The sequence below is a fragment of the Chryseobacterium vietnamense genome (genome assembly GCF_031454475.1).
GTDB lineage: Bacteria > Bacteroidota > Bacteroidia > Flavobacteriales > Weeksellaceae > Chryseobacterium > Chryseobacterium vietnamense.
Genome location: NZ_JAVDQX010000001.1, coordinates 147,769 through 165,500 on the forward strand (window position 1 = coordinate 147,769; position 17,732 = coordinate 165,500).

Below are 17,732 nucleotides of genomic sequence, written 5' to 3' on the forward strand. Positions count from 1 at the left end.
TTTATTATTTAATATGATTTCCTTTTATAGTTTCATCAAATTTTGTTTTCATAAATTGTTCTGGATCGACACGTGTAGTTCCTCCATAGAAAACTCCGTCAGTTGATGCTTCGATGTGAACATGATAATACTGAGGTGAAATATCTTTTGCATTACCAGTATTACCCGATTTACCAAAAGCTTTTCCATGTTTTATTTTCTGCCCTTTTGATACAGAAAATGAATTTAAATGACAGTATCTTATCCAAATAAATTTACCATTTTTATCTTTTGATTTAATAGTAACTATTTTTCCTAAATCACCTTTTGTGTCAAGAGCTTCTACAACTTCTCCACACAGCATTGATTTTAATTCTTTGTCTAATTGTGCTAAGATATCTGTACCTGTATGATAGTATCCTTTTGGGTGTTTGTTATTGTACCGAGGGGTTCTGTGGAATCTATTTTTATTTACATTGTTACTTTGATCATTTAATTTAGGGTTATCTATTACATCAGCATATTCAAAGCATTGTGAACAATCTTCTGGGCATTTGGATGATTGCTTTTCATCTGGTTTTTCAGGAGAATTATTACAAGTAAATTTTTGTGTTTTATTAGTAATTCCATCATTATAACTATTATGATATCTTTCTAAAATTTCGGAACGTTGAATCTTACCATCTCCTTTATTTGTTCCTTTACTTTTTTTATCAACACTTTCATTCTGAGTATATTCAATAGTTCCTTTCTCATATAAAACATAATTATCTGATTGATTTACACCTTTAGGAGCAAATACATGTAAATAAATGTCTTCTGGGGTTTTAATTTTATTTTTTGAAGGTTCAAAATATTTTTTAACATAATCAAGTTGTTTAATTTCTCCCATTGTTGCAAAACGTAATTTTACTTCATGTAATTTATCAAATCCACTACCAGATTTAAATTCTCCAATTGCTTGTAACGCAGATTGTGTAAATTGAATTAATCCAACTGCTCGTGAAGTACGAACTTCTTTCCCTGTTTTTTTATCTTTTTGAACAAGCCAAAAATCATCTTTTGTTATGGCCTTAACATTCTTTAAAGTTTGCCCCATTATTTGGTGTGCTTTAAATGAGCTTGCCGTTTCAACATTCATTACAGCCATTAATCCATTTGCCATTTCTAGCTTTCTATTTTCACCCCATAATTCAGCACATATTTGTACTACTTTCTTCCTAAACTCACAACTTACTTTTCCACCCCATATTAGATCTTTGTATTGTTCCTGACATATACAACTTCCTGGCTTATCTGGTTTCTGTGTATTTTGCACCCCCGCCGCACTCTTCACCTTCTCCACCTGCATCAGACCTTCCGAATTTACCCCAAATTTCTGTGATTCTGCAGAAAGATCTTTGGAGATAATTTCGATGAAATAATTTTGTGTATCGGAATCCGGATCGCCGATAGGAGAGTCTATTCCTTTTCCGAAAATGTCTTTGGTAATGACAAATCCTGAAGTATCACATACATCGGCAGGAATTTTAATATTTCCGCTTCTGTAGACTTCATCATTGGAAGTGGTATCATATTCCCAGATAACATACTGGATATGTTTTCCCACCATATTCTTGGAGTGGATTCTTACCCTTACTTTATCACCTACTGCAACTTTGGAAAGCTCATTTCCTTTATCATCAATGAAAACCGCTTCTATAATATTGCCTTTAGGATCCGGCTGTTTGGGACCACCTCCTTGTCCGGCCGGGAATTTTGGGGTGTGTTTATCAGGCTGTGGTTTAGGTTGGGGCTGATTTTGAGGCTGCCCTTTATAATCAGGGTTGGCTACATCTACATTCACCTGGCTGGCTCCCTGAATTTGGCCTGAGTAAGTGGCCGTAACATAATACTCATGATTCGCGCCTTCATTCCTGTCACCCTTCATCAAAAACTGATTGGCCATCTGACGAAGGATTTTTTCATCAGACATCAGAGGAATGGAGACTTCTGCAATCCCTTTTTCATTGACCCGAGCCTTATAGCTGCGGGTATGACGGTTATTTTTATTGATATTAGCATCGTGGCCTTTTCCAGGAGCATCATCTTCCCAAAGGTGAAACTCAATTTCTCTATTAAACATCGCTATGCAATGAGCCTGCGCAATAAGAGTATCACGGTAGCTGGCTTTATTGACGTCTTTTGCGCCTCTGTTGAAAAGAATTACCTTCTCTATTTTTGAAACTTTATCACTGGTCGGAATCAATATACAACTGCCAGCCAGTTCTTTGGTGGCAGACATGCCGGGCAAAATTCCTTTTTTAATCTCATAGACTTTCATTTGAAATTCTATACCCAGGCCTATTTCTCCGAATCTGTACGTTACTTTTTCACCCTTTTTAGGTTGGTTGGTAATATCTTTCCAGTTTCCGTTTTTCTGTTTCTTGTACAGATACCATTCATAGTCACCTTTCAGACCAAATGAGAGTCCCGAAGGTTTTATTTCGTAGGTATAGGTTGTTCCTACCAGAGGATTCTGATTCCCGATAATAGTTCCTGTCATGGCTTAGCTGTAATAAAGTTCGTCTGTATCTTTTGTATCTTCCTTGAATTCATCAAAATCCACAACGGGATTATAAACCTGCTGTTCCTGCGCATTTGCTTTGGCAACCTGGCTTTTACCAACTTCACTTTGCTGTCCGTGCTTGAGAATAGTTATTTTTCCTCCTGTGCTGCACATCAGTTCTGAGATTTCTGTAACGCAGCTTTTTCCCATCACTTTTACTTTCTCATACGTCTTCTGCCACTTTCCTGCTGGTGCATAAGCACACGGAAGATAGCCTCCTGAAGTTGGTTTGAGTTTGCATTGTCCGAACGGCTGTGCAGCAGGATCCAGTTGAAGGTCATCCTCCGTTACAGCAAGATAATCAGCGTTTCCTTCTTCATCATTCCAGTAGTGCTTCTGATGGCTGGTCACTTTAAATTTTGGAAATTTAAATCCCTGATTACATTGCACAGTTCCTTTCTGCACAACGAAATATTTTCCTTCATGAGGACTGGAGCCACTGTCTTCTTTTTTATCCTTCTTTTCCTCTTTAGCTGTTTGCTGTTCAGCTTTTCCGGATGGCTGCTCTTCATTTTGTGGAGTTTCTTCCGTTGAATTTCCTTCATCGGAGCCTACATCTTCTGAAGATTCCTCCTGAGAAGATAGAGATATATTTTGAGGTTCTGTTTCCTCAGTCATAAACTGGGAATCTTCCGGAATCATAATCGTTTTTCCCGGAACAGGTTCCTGCATGACATCTTCCGGCGGACAGTGGAGATTATGGTAAGTTTTTAAAATACCTTCATTTTTCAGCTTAAACTGCCGGGCCAGTGAACTGAAAGTGTCGCCTTTTTGTGTGACATAATTTTTCATATTATCCTTGTGTTATATTGATGTGATGTTGGTGTATCAATATTCCTTCATGGCTGAGTAAAACCGAGGCTTTAGCCTGAAGAAGATTCTTATTTTTGGTGTGAGTTGTGTATTCTAATATGATATTTCCTGAAGCCGGTTCTGCAGCCTGCTCCTGAAGTCTGATCCCGCGCATGATCTCCTGTGGGGTACATAGTTCGGTGATTTTTCCGTTTAAAATAGTCAAAACAGAGTTTTCTTCTTCATTTTTCTGTTCAGGATTGATTTCACAGGCTACCGGAAATGAATTCTGTAAAAAATAAAAGCGTTCTGTCCACTTTATTTTTCTCCGGAACCAGTCTGTTTTAGGAAATAAAGTCTGAAAGAGGAGCGTGCTTTGAAACTGCTGTAATAAAAATGCTTCATTGCTGATGTTCCTTTCAAACGAATCCATATAATTTTGAGCCACTTCTCCTATATAAAACTCTTCAATATCTTTACGCTTTTGAGTAAAGGTGTCTGTAATTTTTTTATGATCTGCCAATCCTTTTATCCTGCCTTGTTCATTTAGGACAAATTCAAGAGGCATAATGCTTTTCATACAGGCTAGAGAAAGGCCGCTTACCTTATCATCCGGTTCATTTCCTCCGGATTTAAAGTCTTTTTGACTGTAGCTAAGGACATACTGACCTTTGTTTTTGTCTTTTCTAAGATTTAAATCAATGGTATAATCGATGTTAACCGGAGATTCAAAAGAGGTTTCAAAAGTTTCATTGATGCTGTATGTGTTGGCCCAAAAGGAAGAAGAGAACTGGCCGGGAAGGCTGCTATTCATTTCATTTTCCTTCTGAGATTCTGTTTTAAAATGAATAGGGACAAAAATCTTTTTAACGTCATTAAGGTTTTCAAACCAGACTTTATCCATTTTCGGGCAATGAGAATTATGAAACACCTTAAGCTCCTCACTGCTCATACCCAGCCGGGAAGCGATGGAGGTAAGTGTGTCTCCGTTTCGTACCTGATATTGTAAAAAATCAATTTCCATCCAATGTGAATTATCAGATAAAGCTATTAAAAAACTCTGTTGGAAATTAATTTTTGGGATTAAATTTTAAAAATTGTCGTAGAATTACGACATGAAATTGATGGTGTGAAGAAAACCTCCCTGAAAACCACCCCGTCAAAAATTCTTTGAATTTTCGCCACCCCTCAGGAGGAGGGAATTTTACGTCTTCAGTTTGAAAGAGTTGGCCAGATTGTGACTTTCTGATGTTTTTATGCATGCAAGTTGGATTTACATGGAATGACAAACTGTATGGTAAGACAAGCAGTCCGATTGTGTCATTCAGCAGGAATCTAAGCTGGTATAAGGATTTTTAAAGCTAAAACAGGTAGTTATAACTTAGAGCAATAAAAAACTTTTGTAACTTTTGTAGCTTCATTATATACAGTACAACCAAAAGTTATTTTTAATTTTAAAGCTAAAAAAAAAGAAAATATGAAGAATAGATTCTTGCATGGAGTTTTCATACTATTGATTGGTTTAGGTTCTGCATATGCTCAGAAGTCTGGTGATCAGGCATCTGTTTTTTTCAATACCAAAGCGCGGGATAATGTAAAGATTGGGGAAATATTGGACGAAAAAGATACTACAGGCAGCAAAAGTTTAAAAAATAGGATAAAACCTATTCAAGCTAATTTTAAAAGTATCAATTCCATAACAACATGGGCTTCTGTTAAAAAGAAGGATATTGAAGGAGAATCTGCAGAAGGTGGGGAGGCCACATTTTATTATACGGACAGAGGTCTGCAAAAAGTAATTGCGAAACATTATGGAGAAATGGGACAGAAGCTGACAGAATATTATCTTCTTAACGGACAACTTTCTTTTGTTTTCGAAAAAGAATATAAATATAACCGACCGCTTTTCTACGATGCTAAAGCAATGAAAGAACATAATGATACTGAAGTATTTGATTTGAAAAAATCAAAGATTACAATGACCCGGAATTATTTTGAAAACGGAAATATCATTCTGATCAGCAATAATGACATACACGGATCAGGTATCAGTGCGGATTATCCGGCTGAGCAGGAAAAAGAGATCAAAGAAGATTTTAAAAGGCTTCTGAAGCTTGTGAATTAGAGTAGCGTTATAGTTTATCAGCTTTGATAATATTCAGTCTTTCTTCCACTTCATTAATTCTTTTAAGCCAATAGTTGATTCCTTCCTGATTAGTCACTGTTTCTTTAAAAGCATTACGGTTGACGGTCCATAGGTGTGAACTGTTTTTTTGATAATCCAGCTCGCGTTCTTTTTTATTTTCTGGCTCTATCCGGTATCTCCAGAATACCAGCGATTTCATATATTCTGAACGGACTTTTTCAAGATAGTCAATAATAGCCTTCCGGTCCTGGGGAATATATCCCGGGCCAGAGCATCCACATGAATGAAAAGTAATTCCAACCGTATATAAATCACGGATGTGAGCCCATTGCTTGTCATCATTTTTGGGAGGGGATTTAAAATCAAGTCCCATATTGGCCATCAGATTTCCACATTCAGGGCACTTGGCTTCTACAGAGGTCTGAGCATCCCGGTCCACATCTTTCAGGTGGCGGCGTTTGAATGTTTTCTGGCAGTTAAAACAGGCATAATGTCCTTTGTAAACCATCATGGCATATCGGCACATAGTAAAATCTTATTCTTTGGTTATAAGTTATTTTGTATTTGTTTTTCCTCTTCATTATAATTGATTCCCATCAGGCTGGCGGCGCTTCTCGGGTCGTAGACCGACCACACATCTCCCCAGGGAAATTTGAAGGTGCAGCTTGGGTAAGGTTTTTTCTTTTTTTGGGTTGGAGGCTTATTCAGAATTTTCGATAGAAAAGTGTTGTTCCGGTGAAAAACGTTCATTTCTTTTTCTTCTGTCCATTCATTCCAGTCTTTGGCATCACCATTTTCCCATGTGTTCATATGGATAATGTCCAGCTGGTCTTTAAAAAAGCACAAGCTGAAAGATACCTGATATCCCTGTATTTCTATAGCCTTAAAATAATACCAAAAATATCCGGTTTTTACATCCCACAGATTATGATACTTTTCTTTATAAAAATCAGAATGTTTCAGGTGATCAAGACTCATTCCTTTATAAAGTGTGGTAGCAAAGGTTTCCAGCTCTATAACTCCATTTTCACTGTTAATCAGCATGTCCCAAAAAATTGAAGCTATAAATATACCCGTTTTTTCTTTACAGACAACGAATAATATTTACAGCTTCAATAGAAATAGAAATATCGGTGTGTATTATGTGTTATGGATTTGATATTATTAATGTGGATGGGATGTCAGACAGCCATAGACTCTTTGTATCGATCAGGTTTTTCCAGCTTTTACTGCTGATAAGCATCAGATCCTGGGAATTCAGGAATTCTTTCTCAATCTTTTTCTCATTGTACAACGTGATATGATTGGGAGCTACCTGTTCAATACTTCTTATCAGTTCTTTTACCTCAATATTATTTCGGATCTGTCCTGCGGCATCAAGGATGATAATCTGAGAATTATTGTTATTGATCAACCTTTTTGCATATTCAAGAAGGTAGAAATCACTCAGATTAAAGATCGGAACAAATACTTTATCGGCTGCTTTAAAATCTTTTTCCACCAAAATTCCTACAGGAATATTGGTTTTGTCGAGAATCTGAAGCGTAAAATCGTCAAAAGGAGAATTGTTGAATATGTTTCCTTTACCTTTTACCGTGTTCAGTAGTTTTTCAGGATTAATAATCTTGGTGGTAAAACCTAATAACCTTCCTAATAAACTGCCTTCATACATAGATTTTCCAAGCATGATCAGCAGAAGATCATAATGTCCTTTATTGGTAATGCTGGTAAGATCGCTTTCAATATCAGTAGAGGCTTTGAAGAGGGTAGTGACCTCCAGATTCAGATCGTGGGAGGTTTCAATGACATTCTGAAACTGTGACTCCTCATACTCGTTGATGTCATAGGCATGCATTTCATCTACCGGAGCAATATTCATTGCGGTGATGCTTTTATTGCCGTTCATTTTATGAGTAAAATTGTGTGCAAGTTTCAATAAGGTACTTCCGGATTCCGGCTTGTCAAATGAGAGAAGAACACGGTATTTGGAATCATTATCCTGAATAGACTCGTCCTGGTTCTTTTTAGATTTAAAAATAAAATTAATGAAATCCAGTGCCGGTCCTGTCATGAAAGTAGTAAAGAGAGCCATGATCACCAGCATTGCAAAAATTTCAGGGCTTAAAACACCAAGGTCATATCCGATGTTCAGCACAATAAGTTCCATAAGGCCTCTTGTATTCATCAGAGCTCCTATCGTTAAGCTTTCTTTCCAGTTTATACCTACAAACCTGGCGGTCAGGGCACTTCCTGCAAACTTTCCAAGAACTGCGGTGAGAATAATAAATCCTGCCGTCATCCACAGGTGGCTGTCGTTAAGCAGGCCAATCTGGGTACGAAGTCCTGTAAATACAAAGAATAATGGAAGCAGAAGCACCAATGCCACATCCTCTACCTTATCAATAAAAAGCGTACGGAACTTTGTATTTTCCGGCATAATAGCTCCTGCCATAAAGGCGCCAAATAAAGCGTGAATACCGATTACTTCAGTAGCATATGCAGATAAGATCAATGTCAGAAAGAAAATAGCCACCATGGGTTTGCTGATCGTATTTTTTCCGGCCTGAAGGTCTCCGATTCTTTTCAGGAAAGGTCTTACAATTTTAATCATTAAAAATACATAAGCAATAGCCATGATAATCACATAGATAGAGCTTGTAAAAGAACCCGCTTTTACAATAGCAATGACTGCTGCCAGAATGCACCATGCAGTAATATCATCTGCAGCTGCACAGGTAATAACAATCGTTCCCAGTTTGGTTTTCTGAAGGTTTCTTTCCTGTACGATTCTTGCCAGGACCGGAAATGCTGTGATACTCATCGAAATGGCTATAAATAAAGCAAAAGACGTAAACTGAATCCCATCCGGAGCAAATTCCTGATAAACAAAATAAGAAAGTCCTATTCCCAATGCAAAAGGAATAATAATACTGGCATGGCTGATGACAACCGCATCATGAGCTTTTTTCCTTAATACACTCAGATCCAGTTCCATCCCAACGATATACATGAACAGGATAAGACCTATCTGGCTCAGAAACTGAAGGTTGCCCAATGATTCTTTAGGAAAAAGAAATGCAGAAAACTCAGGGAAATACATTCCCACAAGTGATGGTCCTAATACAATACCTGCAATCATTTCTCCAATTACTGTAGGCTGTTTTATTTTCATACAAATCCATCCGAAAAGCCTTGCTGTCATAATAATAGTGACAATTTGTGCCAATAATAAGGCAAGCGGATGGTGAAGATTGGTTTTGAATGATTCCAGGAAATTATCCCAGGTAGATCCGGTGCTGGTGTTAGCAACAATATTTTCCTTTACTTCCAGCGTCTGTCCTTCAATGATGAAATAATACATCAGAGCAGAAAAGACGGCTATGGTCGTAATATAGAAAATTAAATTTTTGTATTTCCCCAAATTCATGATTCCAATATTTTATGCAAATTTGATAAGAATATAGTTATGTTAAATATCCTTTTTTTTTAAATGTAACGAATGTTCTAAAAAATGTAATAAAATCTATCTGAAAGAATAGCCGAGCCCGATTCCTATTTTCCAGGTGCCATTCTGATCGGCTGTTTTCGTATTGTAATAAGCAGGAATCTGAAGGGCAATCTTTTTATAAACCATAGTGAAGCCGGCACCTAAAGTGGGCATAATAGGGCTGTTTTTAGTTCCCGATGAACGGTCTTCTTTAATTCTCAATGAAGGAAGCATTCCCAATATAAATTTTACGTTTTTGTGGGTAAGGCTTACGTTCGGTCCGGTAAAGTTGATAAATGCACCATGATCTACATATCCGGCTGCTGCGATTCCGTCAAAAAACGAAACCTTTAATTTTGAGGAGGTTTCCTGGGAAAAACACAAGCCGGATATGAGAAGTCCTGCAGCATAGAAACAGTTTTTCATTATAAAATCAATTAATTCTATGCAAAAGTAAAGGGATTACTTACTGAAAAAGGGGAGTTGTAATAAAGGGACTGTATTCTGTAATGAAACCGGAAAGATTTGAAAAAGGTCTATTTTCCGAATAGCTCCATCAGTGAACTTTTATAAGCATCGCCGATCTGAAGTTTCAGAAAACTGTGATCTTCCGTAGGAATAGTAGTGATAATTTCATTGGTTGAAAATACTTTGATGGAAGACAGCGCAATGATTTCTTTTTTGTTGACCTGGGCAAAATCTTTTGACGGCAGCATTTCAAGAAGGTTTTTGAAATTCAGGTTTTTTAAAACGATCGTCGTTCCGTCAATAAGCATAATATCTTTATCCCTGCTGTCAATTTCAGAGGTTTTGATGTAAGAAATCTGTTCTGTGAAGATAACGGTTTTTCCAATGTTGGTATTCCACTCGATGAAAGTCTTTTTAGGCGTACTTTCTACCAGCTCTTTAGCTTTTTCGAAGGCCTGGATTAATCTTTCTTTTTTGATGGGTTTTCTTACATAATCCACCACATTCAGATCGAAAGCTTCGGCTGCATATTCTTTATAAGCCGTTGTGAAGATGATTTTTTTGGAACCTGAAATAATCTCAGCTACCTGAAGTCCTGTCATTCCCGGCATTTCAATATCCAGAATACACAGATTACAGTCGAGATTGTCTATTTCGTTCAGAAAAATTTTAGGATCATTGAATGCCTTTACCACTTCTACATTCTCAATTTGTTCGCATAGAAGTTTTAAATAACTGATAGCCAGTAATTCATCATCCAGAATAACGCATTTTATCATAGAATTCTCCTAAATTGATTTTTAATTCCGCTGTAAAGATTCCGTTTTTTGAGCTTCTTTCCAGCTGATAATAAGTGCTGTAGATCATTTTAAGTCTCTGATCAAAAGACTGGCTTCCAAAACCGCTTTTTTCCTTTTCCAGAATGTTTTTCAGAGAAGCTTTATTGCTGACTTTCATGGTGAACACACCATTTTCAAGCTCCATATAAATAGAAATAAAAGAATCCTGAGCCAGAAAATCCGTATGCTTGAAGGCATTTTCAATAAGATCTACAGAGATCAGCGGAGCAAATACCTTTTCTTCGTACAAAGCGTCAGATTTATTGATTCTGGATTTAATTCTGAAGTCAAAAAGAGGGTTGATCTTGATTTTATTAATCTCAATAAGGCTTAAAGCAAAATTAAGCTCTTCTTTCGGGCTTACATACTTATTATTGCTTTCGTATAAAATATAGTCCAGCACATTCGCCAGCTTATCCAGTGACATATAGGTCTGATAGGCATGAGACTGTACCGAATTGAGAATATTCTTAAACAGATGCGGATTCAGTTTTGTCCCGATATGTTCAAGACGGACTTCATTCAGACGCTGTTCAATAAGTTTGTTGGTTTCTGATAGTTTGGTATTTCTCTGTTTCAGCTTCTGATTCTGATTAAAAAGATAAATACTGGTGGTCAGAAACAGGAAAATGGCAAAGACTCCGATGAATATCAGATAATCATGAATCATGTAGTAATTGCCGTCCATAGCTCGTAGTTATTGAAACTATTTCAGTTTTTTAAGACTGTTGACCGTCACTGTTTCTTCACATTTTTCATACGTGATCTCGTAAGACGGATTCTTTTCAGGGTAGGTTAAAAGATAATCAGGACATGGTTTCTTTTGTGCATGACTGCGGTCAAAATCTACTTTTCCTTTGGTAATGATGCTGTCTTTTATAAATTTCTCATCAATCTTGTAGGCTGCCATTGCATTTTTAGCTTCTTTAGAATATTTGAATTCTTTGGAAAGACTTTCAGCAATCACACGGCTGTTCGGTAAATATCCGCTGCAGCTTGCCCCTTTTTTGTTTAAAATAAAAAATACGATCAAAAGCCCCGGAACGAAGCCTATTGCATAAAATTTCAGTTTCTTCATTAGAAAATTAAAAGATTGATGTCGTGGTACGTAAGTCCGAAACGGTCGCAGATGATCTTTTTGGTATGTCTTCCTTTGTACATATATAAGCTCTGCTTCATTTCGTTTTTGCGGATCAGCATGTTTTCAAAGCCGCCCTCTTCGTCATAATTTAAAATATAGGAAAGGAAGAAATTCGAGATGGCCTTGGTGGTCGTTCTCGGCATTCTGGAAGTAAGGTTCGGAAGTCCGCAATGGATAACTCCGTGTTTGATGATGTAAGGATCTTCCATCGTGGTAAGCTCAGAAGTTTCAATCACTTTACCGTTGTCTATCGTGATATCGATGATGACACTGCCTTTTTTCATTTTCATCACCATATCTTCGGTAACGATAGGCGTCATGTTAAGTCTTGGCAACGCTCCAATCACTACATCGGCACGTCTTAAACTTTTGCTGAGTTCTTTAGGATCAATAATGGAAGTCGGTACACGGCTGTCAACGATGGTGTGAAGTCTTCTCAGTTTTGATAAGGAGTTGTCGAAAACCTTTACGCTCGCACCTAAACCAATGGCTGCTTTTGTAGCAAATTCACCCACAATTCCGGCTCCAAGGATCACAACTTCTGCAGGTCTTACTCCTGTAATCCCTCCAAGCATTAAACCGTTGGATAAGGCTAATAATTCTGAGGCATATAAGATAGAAACGGTTCCTGCAATTTCACCGACTAATCTTACCAAAGCCAGCTGCTTGTATTCATCAACGATAAATTCAAAAGCAATGGCGTTTATTTTTTTCTCTGCAAGCTTTAAGAAATAGTCCTTGTCTCTAAGGTTAATCTGAAGTGCTGAAACCAGATAGGTATTAGGTTTCATATACTCAATTTCATCTTCTGTAGGAGGATTCACCTTCAGGATAAGATCCTGTCCGAAAGCTTCCTTAGGATCATTAGTGATCTTCGCTCCTGATTCGGAATATTGTAAATCTGTAAAAAATGAACCTTCTCCGGCTCCTGATTCAATAATGATCTCATGACCGTGCTCTACCAACACCTGTACGGCGTCAGGAGTAATGCAGGTTCTCCTTTCGTTGAGACAGGTTTCTTTAGGAATTCCAATACTGAACTGTTTCCCTTTCTTTATAACCTCCAATTTTTCCTCTTTCGGCATTAATTCTTCTTCTGTGAAAGGAGTAAAAATATTTGTACTCATCCTTAAATTAAATTATGTCTTACAGATTATTTTTTACACTCAATTAATGAGCAAAGATACATAATATTTAATCGAATGAAACTTCTCTGTATTCACCCGTGTTCACAATACTCATTGTGTGATAGTTGAGCCCGTAAAGCTCCTCTTCATACACTTCCGGCCACTCGATAATGCATAGAAAAGAGTTGTCCAGATATTCTTCAATTCCGATATCATAGACTTCTTCAATGTTTTTTAAGCGGTAAAGATCAAAATGAAATACTTTCCCTTTTTTTGTACTATATTCATTCACAATAGAATATGTGGGAGAGTTTACTTCGTCATTGCTGCCTATATTTTTAAGCAGAAATTGTGTGAAAGTAGTTTTTCCGGCTCCCAGATTTCCCTTTAATAAAAGGATATTATGTTTTAATTCCGGAATGATGCTGTCAACAACTTCCTGCCAGTCTTCGATTGTATTGATAGTGAACTGCATATACTAATTTGTTTTGCAAAAATAATGATTTATGACTTGCGAAGCTACAAATTTAAAGGCAGGAAGATGGAAGCCGGAAGATGGAAGTTATAAACAGTACATTCCGTACATATTCACAAACTCTCAAACTCTCGAACTCCCAAACTTTCGAACCCGTATCCCGAAACCGGCACCGAAATTCTCAGCCTCTTCCAACTTCCCCATAAATTACTTAATTTTACAGCATGATTTCCAAACAGACCATTGATAAAATATTCTCCACGATCCGCGTTGAAGAGATTGTGGGTGAATACGTGCAGTTGAAAAGAGCAGGGTCTAACTACAAAGGACTCAGTCCTTTTCATGAAGAAAAATCTCCAAGTTTTGTTGTTTCCCCAAGCAAACAGATCTGGAAAGACTTCTCAACCGGAAAAGGAGGGACTGCAATCTCTTTCCTTATGGAGATTGAGAATTTTACCTATCCTGAAGCCCTCCGCCACGCGGCAAAAAAGTACGGAATTGAAATTGAAGAAGATCTTCGTGAAATTTCTGAAGAAGCAAAACATGCCCAGACAGAAAAAGATCTGCTGTACAAGATCCATGAGGTTGCCAACACGTATTTTCAGGAGATCCTGTGGGATGATCAGGAAGGCAGAAGCATAGGACTTTCTTATTTCAAAGAGAGAGAACTCCGGGATGATATTATCAAAAAGTTCCAGCTTGGATATTCTCCGGAGAAGAAGAATGCTTTTACAGCTTATGCACTTGAAAAAGGTTATAATAAAGAAATTCTTGAAAAATCCGGACTTTCCATCTTCCCGGAAAATACTCCTGCAGGGGTGGACCGTTTCAGGGAAAGAGTAATTTTCCCTATTCACAGTTTTTCAGGAAGGGTGCTCGGTTTTGGAGCAAGGATTCTTAAAAATAATGTCAAAACAGCAAAATATCTCAATTCCCCGGAAACGGAGATCTATCATAAATCCAATGTTCTTTATGGATTAAACCAGAGTAAACAAGCTATTTCAAGGAAGAATGCCTGTCTTTTGGTGGAAGGATATATGGATGTGATTTCACTTCACATGTCCGGAATTGAAAACGTAGTGGCAAGTTCCGGAACGTCTCTGACAACAGAACAGATCAAACTCATTAAGAGACTTACAGAAAATGTAACGATTCTTTTTGACGGAGATAATGCCGGTATCAAAGCCAGCTTCCGAAGTATTGATATGTTACTGACTGAGGGAATGAACATTCGTGTTCTGCTTTTCCCAGATGGAGATGACCCGGATTCCTTTGCCAGGAAACATCCACAGGATTACGTTGAAAAGTATATCGAAAATGAAGCGATGGACTTCATCGACTTTAAGGCGGAAATTCTCTTAAAAGATATCGGAAATGATCCGATTAAAAAGGCTGAAGCGATCCGGGATATTGTAAAATCTGTTTCTTTTGTACAGAATGCCCTGAAAAGAGAGGTTTATCTGAAAGAGGTTTCCAATAAATTCGGACTTTCTGAGCAGAGTCTTTTCAATGAGCTGGATGTTCAGAAACAGATCACGCAGAATCAGACGCATCATGTTCAGCAGCAGCAAAAGGAAAAAGCTGCAGCTCCGAAAATGGAGATTGTTCCTCTGGATCAGGAAAAAGAAGATCCTTTCCTGTACGATGTATTGTTTATGGAGAACAAACTTGTAGATCATATGCTGATGTTCGGAGATATTATTCTGAAAAGGAGAAATGATCAGAATGAGGAATATGATATTACTGTTATTGAAGAAATTCTTCATCACTTTGAAGAAGAGCAGTATACATTTTTAGTCAAAGAAAATGAAATAATTATCAATCAGGTAAGAGAAGGAATTCAGAAGGATGAGCTAAGAAGTGGAAACTTTTTTGTATCTTTTATGGACGAAGAGATTACCACAAAGGTTGTAGATGCTTTAATCCCGCTGGATGAACTTGAAAACTGGGCTTCCAGAAATATCTATCCTCCTAATTATGGAGATAAAGTGGCAGATCAGATTCAGGGAGATGTTCTGTTACATAAATACAGATATATTGATTATCTGATCAGGGAAACGGCTAAAGAACTTGATCAGTACAGCAGCACAGATGAAGTAAAATATTATGAGCTGATCAAAAAGATTACGCTTTTAAAGCAGGCTTCCATGCGACTGAGCAATATCATCGAATATTCACCGATCAAAGGAATTTATGTGGATAGGAAAAGATAATTTGTAGTCAGATTTTTTTTGATGTTCTGTGACAAAAAGTCCTATAAATTTTTAGGAATAAATATTGTAATTTAAACTTCGAGAATATTTAAAAAATAATACATAATAGAAATATGGACATTAAAAAAGAATTCAGAGATTTCTCTGTAAAACATTTAGGAAACAACGGTTTGGTTACCGATCAGTATATGGGAATGTATGGCCCAACGAATCTTACTCCGTACATCATGGAAGAGAGAAGATTAAATGTTGCTCAGATGGACGTTTTCTCCCGTCTTATGATGGATAGAATTATCTTCCTTGGAACAGGTATTGATGATCAGGTAGCAAACATTGTTACAGCTCAGCTTTTATTCTTAGAAAGTGCTGATCCTTCAAAAGATATTCAGATTTATATCAACTCTCCTGGTGGTAGTGTTTATGCAGGTTTAGGTATCTATGACACGATGCAGATCATTAAGCCGGATGTAGCGACAATCTGTACGGGTATGGCTGCTTCCATGGGAGCTGTATTACTGGTTGCCGGAGAAAAAGGAAAGCGTTCTGCGCTTAAACACTCAAGAGTAATGATTCACCAGCCTTCAGGAGGTGCTCAGGGAGTAGCTTCTGATATGGAGATCAACTTAAGAGAGATGCTGAAACTGAAGCAGGAACTTTATGAAATCATTGGTCACCACTCAGGACAAACGTATGAGTGGGTAGAAAAATCATCTGACAGAGATTACTGGATGACTTCTGAAGAAGCTAAAGGTTATGGGATGGTAGATGAGGTTTTACAAAGATCTACTGAGAAAAAATAATTGATTGTAAAATCATAGGAAAACCGCACCCATCTGGTGCGGTTTTTTTGTTGGATTTATATTCTGATCACACATTTTATTACCAGACGCTCAGATTTTTGTGGAATGACAAATTGTTTCGGATACACCATAATTTCAACTGAAGAGGGAAAAATTCCCCTCCTCTGGAGGGGTGGCGAAAATTCAAAGAATTTTTGACGGGGTGGTTTTCCAAGTTCTCATCACTCACTTTTAAATTCTTTTTTTTCTGTTTATATTCATTTCATTTTGTAATTATATTGTTAAAATACAATTATCATTCTATTCAAGATCAGTTTATAATCAATCTCTATTTTCGCAGCCATAAAAGTGAATATGAAAAAATTACTATGGTCTGTGGGTATACTGGCTGTATTGGCTTCATGCAAAAGTGATGACGATACCGCAATGATTAATCAGGATATTAATTATTCCAAACTACCTCAGGAATTTCCATTTACAAAACTGATGACAATAAACGGTGTGGACGTTATCAACGGTGGATTTGGTTCCGGTGCAGCCGCTCACCCTACACGGAAAGGCGAATTCTACGTCATTACGGATAGGGGGCCTAATACCGATTTTCAGAATGGTAAAAAGTTTCTTACTCCTAATTTTACACCAACCATTATGCATTTTAAAATCAATGCTGACGGAAATGTAGAGGTGATCAAATATATTAAACTTAAAAATCCTTCCGGACAGCCTATTACCGGACTTCCAAACCCTGCAGGAATGGGAAGTACAGGAGAGATTGCATATGATGCTTCCGGCAATGTTTTAGGCACAGATCAATATGGTTTAGACAGCGAAAGTATTGTGGCAGCTGCTGATGGAACATTCTGGGTTTCCGATGAATACGGTCCGCATATCGTCCATTACAGTGCTGATGGAATGGAGATGGAAAGAATAAGCCCGGTTGGAGTAAATACCGGACCAAGAAAATTACCTGCTGTTTTAGCCAAAAGAAGAGCCAACAGAGGAATGGAAGGACTCTGCATCACTCCGGACGGAAGAACGCTGGTAGGAACCATACAGTCGATGATGTATGTTCCCAGTAAGGCATTGGCTACCAATAAAACTTTAACGAGAATTGTCACATTTGATATTATTACAGGGCAGACCAAGCAATTTTTATATAAGCAGGATGGCGGAGCTTCTGATTCAGTATGTGATATTACTGCATTAAGCAACAATGAATTCCTGGTGATAGAAAGAGACGGAAATTTCGGTTCTCAGGGAGGAATCAAAAAAGTATACAGAATCAATCTGAGCAATGCAACAGATGTAAACGGATCCGACATCACCGCTGTTGACGGAATAAAAGTCAATGGAAAAGCTTTAGAACAATGTTCATGGGATGAAATTACCAATGCAGGAATTAAAGCTGTTACCAAAACATTAGCCGTAGATCTGGTTGCAAAACTGGGCTATGAACATGATAAATTCGAGGGGATTGTTTATTTGGGAAATAGTAAACTGGCCGTTTTCAATGATGATGACTTTGGAGTGGTGGATGATGGCAACGGAAATCCAAAAGCCAAAATTTTACCTAAGACGGGTAAAGTAGACAAGGGAACGATGTATGTAGTCGATATTCAATAATTAGATTTTTTTAACGAAAAAGCGGCGGAATCGA

Annotated in this window: 16 protein-coding genes; 4 read left to right on the forward strand and 12 right to left on the reverse strand. The window is 37.5% G+C overall.

Annotation, left to right across the window (positions count from 1 at the left end; translation table 11 throughout):
* Positions 1–4 precede the first annotated feature (4 nt).
* From J2786_RS00680 to J2786_RS00690, 3 genes are read right to left on the reverse strand one after another with little or no spacing between them, the layout of a single operon-like run.
* The gene (locus J2786_RS00680) at positions 5–2,524 is read right to left on the reverse strand and encodes a M23 family metallopeptidase (protein WP_052187014.1); all 2,520 of its coding nucleotides are present in this window, start codon (positions 2,522–2,524) and stop codon (positions 5–7) included.
* 3 nt (positions 2,525–2,527) lie between these two features.
* Positions 2,528–3,379, reverse strand: coding sequence for a DUF4280 and LysM peptidoglycan-binding domain-containing protein (locus tag J2786_RS00685; protein WP_047432621.1), 852 nt, complete (start codon positions 3,377–3,379; stop codon positions 2,528–2,530).
* Position 3,380: 1 nt separating this feature from the next.
* Positions 3,381–4,403 carry a LysM peptidoglycan-binding domain-containing protein gene (locus tag J2786_RS00690; RefSeq protein WP_047432618.1) on the reverse strand — a complete coding sequence of 341 codons (1,023 nt, stop codon included), beginning with the start codon at positions 4,401–4,403 and terminating at the stop codon, positions 3,381–3,383.
* 453 nt (positions 4,404–4,856) lie between these two features.
* On the opposite strand from J2786_RS00690, the gene J2786_RS00695 reads away from it, so the two are divergent.
* Positions 4,857–5,504 carry a hypothetical protein gene (locus J2786_RS00695; RefSeq protein WP_047432613.1) on the forward strand — a complete coding sequence of 216 codons (648 nt, stop codon included), beginning with the start codon at positions 4,857–4,859 and terminating at the stop codon, positions 5,502–5,504.
* A 7-nt stretch (positions 5,505–5,511) separates the two neighbouring features.
* Here the strand turns inward: J2786_RS00695 and J2786_RS00700 are convergent, their stop codons facing one another.
* The 9 genes from J2786_RS00700 to tsaE all read right to left on the reverse strand — a co-directional run bounded on the left by J2786_RS00700 (position 5,512) and on the right by tsaE (position 13,062).
* Positions 5,512–6,036 (reverse strand): hypothetical protein, encoded by a 525-nt coding sequence (locus J2786_RS00700; protein WP_310023616.1) that lies wholly within the window; start codon positions 6,034–6,036, stop codon positions 5,512–5,514.
* A gap of 35 nt (positions 6,037–6,071) precedes the next feature.
* Positions 6,072–6,569, reverse strand: a complete 498-nt coding sequence (locus J2786_RS00705; RefSeq protein ID WP_047432607.1) for a hypothetical protein — start codon at positions 6,567–6,569, stop codon at positions 6,072–6,074.
* A gap of 103 nt (positions 6,570–6,672) precedes the next feature.
* The gene (locus J2786_RS00710) at positions 6,673–8,946 is read right to left on the reverse strand and encodes a cation:proton antiporter (protein WP_082001995.1); all 2,274 of its coding nucleotides are present in this window, start codon (positions 8,944–8,946) and stop codon (positions 6,673–6,675) included.
* A gap of 102 nt (positions 8,947–9,048) precedes the next feature.
* Entirely contained in the window at positions 9,049–9,438 is a 390-nt protein-coding gene (locus J2786_RS00715; RefSeq protein ID WP_047432603.1) for a hypothetical protein, read from the reverse strand.
* A gap of 110 nt (positions 9,439–9,548) precedes the next feature.
* Positions 9,549–10,259: a LytR/AlgR family response regulator transcription factor gene (locus J2786_RS00720; protein ID WP_047432602.1), complete on the reverse strand. Its 711-nt coding sequence runs from the start codon at positions 10,257–10,259 to the stop codon at positions 9,549–9,551.
* On the reverse strand, positions 10,234–11,007 hold the full coding sequence (locus J2786_RS00725) for a histidine kinase (protein ID WP_082001981.1): 774 nt from the start codon (positions 11,005–11,007) through the stop codon (positions 10,234–10,236). The genes J2786_RS00720 and J2786_RS00725 overlap by 26 nt, the downstream gene beginning before the upstream one ends.
* An 18-nt stretch (positions 11,008–11,025) precedes the next feature.
* The gene (locus J2786_RS00730) at positions 11,026–11,397 is read right to left on the reverse strand and encodes a DUF4258 domain-containing protein (RefSeq protein WP_047432600.1); all 372 of its coding nucleotides are present in this window, start codon (positions 11,395–11,397) and stop codon (positions 11,026–11,028) included.
* On the reverse strand, positions 11,397–12,587 hold the full coding sequence (locus J2786_RS00735; RefSeq protein ID WP_047432597.1) for an alanine dehydrogenase: 1,191 nt from the start codon (positions 12,585–12,587) through the stop codon (positions 11,397–11,399). Before J2786_RS00735 ends, J2786_RS00730 begins: the two co-directional genes overlap by 1 nt.
* Before the next feature lie 67 nt (positions 12,588–12,654).
* On the reverse strand, positions 12,655–13,062 hold the full coding sequence (gene tsaE, locus J2786_RS00740; protein WP_047432596.1) for a tRNA (adenosine(37)-N6)-threonylcarbamoyltransferase complex ATPase subunit type 1 TsaE: 408 nt from the start codon (positions 13,060–13,062) through the stop codon (positions 12,655–12,657).
* Between the two features lie 224 nt (positions 13,063–13,286).
* Between tsaE and dnaG the strand changes: the two genes are divergently transcribed.
* The 3 genes from dnaG to J2786_RS00755 all read left to right on the forward strand — a co-directional run bounded on the left by dnaG (position 13,287) and on the right by J2786_RS00755 (position 17,698).
* Entirely contained in the window at positions 13,287–15,275 is a 1,989-nt protein-coding gene (dnaG, locus tag J2786_RS00745) for a DNA primase (protein WP_047432594.1), read from the forward strand.
* A 113-nt stretch (positions 15,276–15,388) separates the two neighbouring features.
* Positions 15,389–16,075, forward strand: a complete 687-nt coding sequence (clpP, locus tag J2786_RS00750; RefSeq protein WP_027373257.1) for an ATP-dependent Clp endopeptidase proteolytic subunit ClpP — start codon at positions 15,389–15,391, stop codon at positions 16,073–16,075.
* 354 nt (positions 16,076–16,429) lie between these two features.
* Positions 16,430–17,698 (forward strand): esterase-like activity of phytase family protein, encoded by a 1,269-nt coding sequence (locus tag J2786_RS00755; RefSeq protein ID WP_047432591.1) that lies wholly within the window; start codon positions 16,430–16,432, stop codon positions 17,696–17,698.
* The last annotated feature ends 34 nt before the right edge of the window (positions 17,699–17,732 follow it).

Excerpts from the sequence above, each read along its gene's own strand:
- clpP (WP_027373257.1), top strand. The coding sequence starts at position 15,389 with ATGGACATTAAAAAAGAATTCAGAGATTTCTCTGTAAAACATTTAGGA.
- J2786_RS00680 (WP_052187014.1), bottom strand. The coding sequence starts at position 2,524 with ATGACAGGAACTATTATCGGGAATCAGAATCCTCTGGTAGGAACAACC.
- J2786_RS00735 (WP_047432597.1), bottom strand. The coding sequence starts at position 12,587 with ATGAGTACAAATATTTTTACTCCTTTCACAGAAGAAGAATTAATGCCG.
- tsaE (WP_047432596.1), bottom strand. The coding sequence starts at position 13,062 with ATGCAGTTCACTATCAATACAATCGAAGACTGGCAGGAAGTTGTTGAC.
- J2786_RS00690 (WP_047432618.1), bottom strand. The coding sequence starts at position 4,403 with ATGGAAATTGATTTTTTACAATATCAGGTACGAAACGGAGACACACTT.
- J2786_RS00705 (WP_047432607.1), bottom strand. The coding sequence starts at position 6,569 with ATGCTGATTAACAGTGAAAATGGAGTTATAGAGCTGGAAACCTTTGCT.
- dnaG (WP_047432594.1), top strand. The coding sequence starts at position 13,287 with ATGATTTCCAAACAGACCATTGATAAAATATTCTCCACGATCCGCGTT.
- J2786_RS00725 (WP_082001981.1), bottom strand. The coding sequence starts at position 11,007 with ATGGACGGCAATTACTACATGATTCATGATTATCTGATATTCATCGGA.
- J2786_RS00695 (WP_047432613.1), top strand. The coding sequence starts at position 4,857 with ATGAAGAATAGATTCTTGCATGGAGTTTTCATACTATTGATTGGTTTA.
- J2786_RS00720 (WP_047432602.1), bottom strand. The coding sequence starts at position 10,259 with ATGATAAAATGCGTTATTCTGGATGATGAATTACTGGCTATCAGTTAT.
- J2786_RS00715 (WP_047432603.1), bottom strand. The coding sequence starts at position 9,438 with ATGAAAAACTGTTTCTATGCTGCAGGACTTCTCATATCCGGCTTGTGT.
- J2786_RS00755 (WP_047432591.1), top strand. The coding sequence starts at position 16,430 with ATGAAAAAATTACTATGGTCTGTGGGTATACTGGCTGTATTGGCTTCA.
- J2786_RS00685 (WP_047432621.1), bottom strand. The coding sequence starts at position 3,379 with ATGAAAAATTATGTCACACAAAAAGGCGACACTTTCAGTTCACTGGCC.
- J2786_RS00700 (WP_310023616.1), bottom strand. The coding sequence starts at position 6,036 with ATGATGGTTTACAAAGGACATTATGCCTGTTTTAACTGCCAGAAAACA.
- J2786_RS00730 (WP_047432600.1), bottom strand. The coding sequence starts at position 11,397 with ATGAAGAAACTGAAATTTTATGCAATAGGCTTCGTTCCGGGGCTTTTG.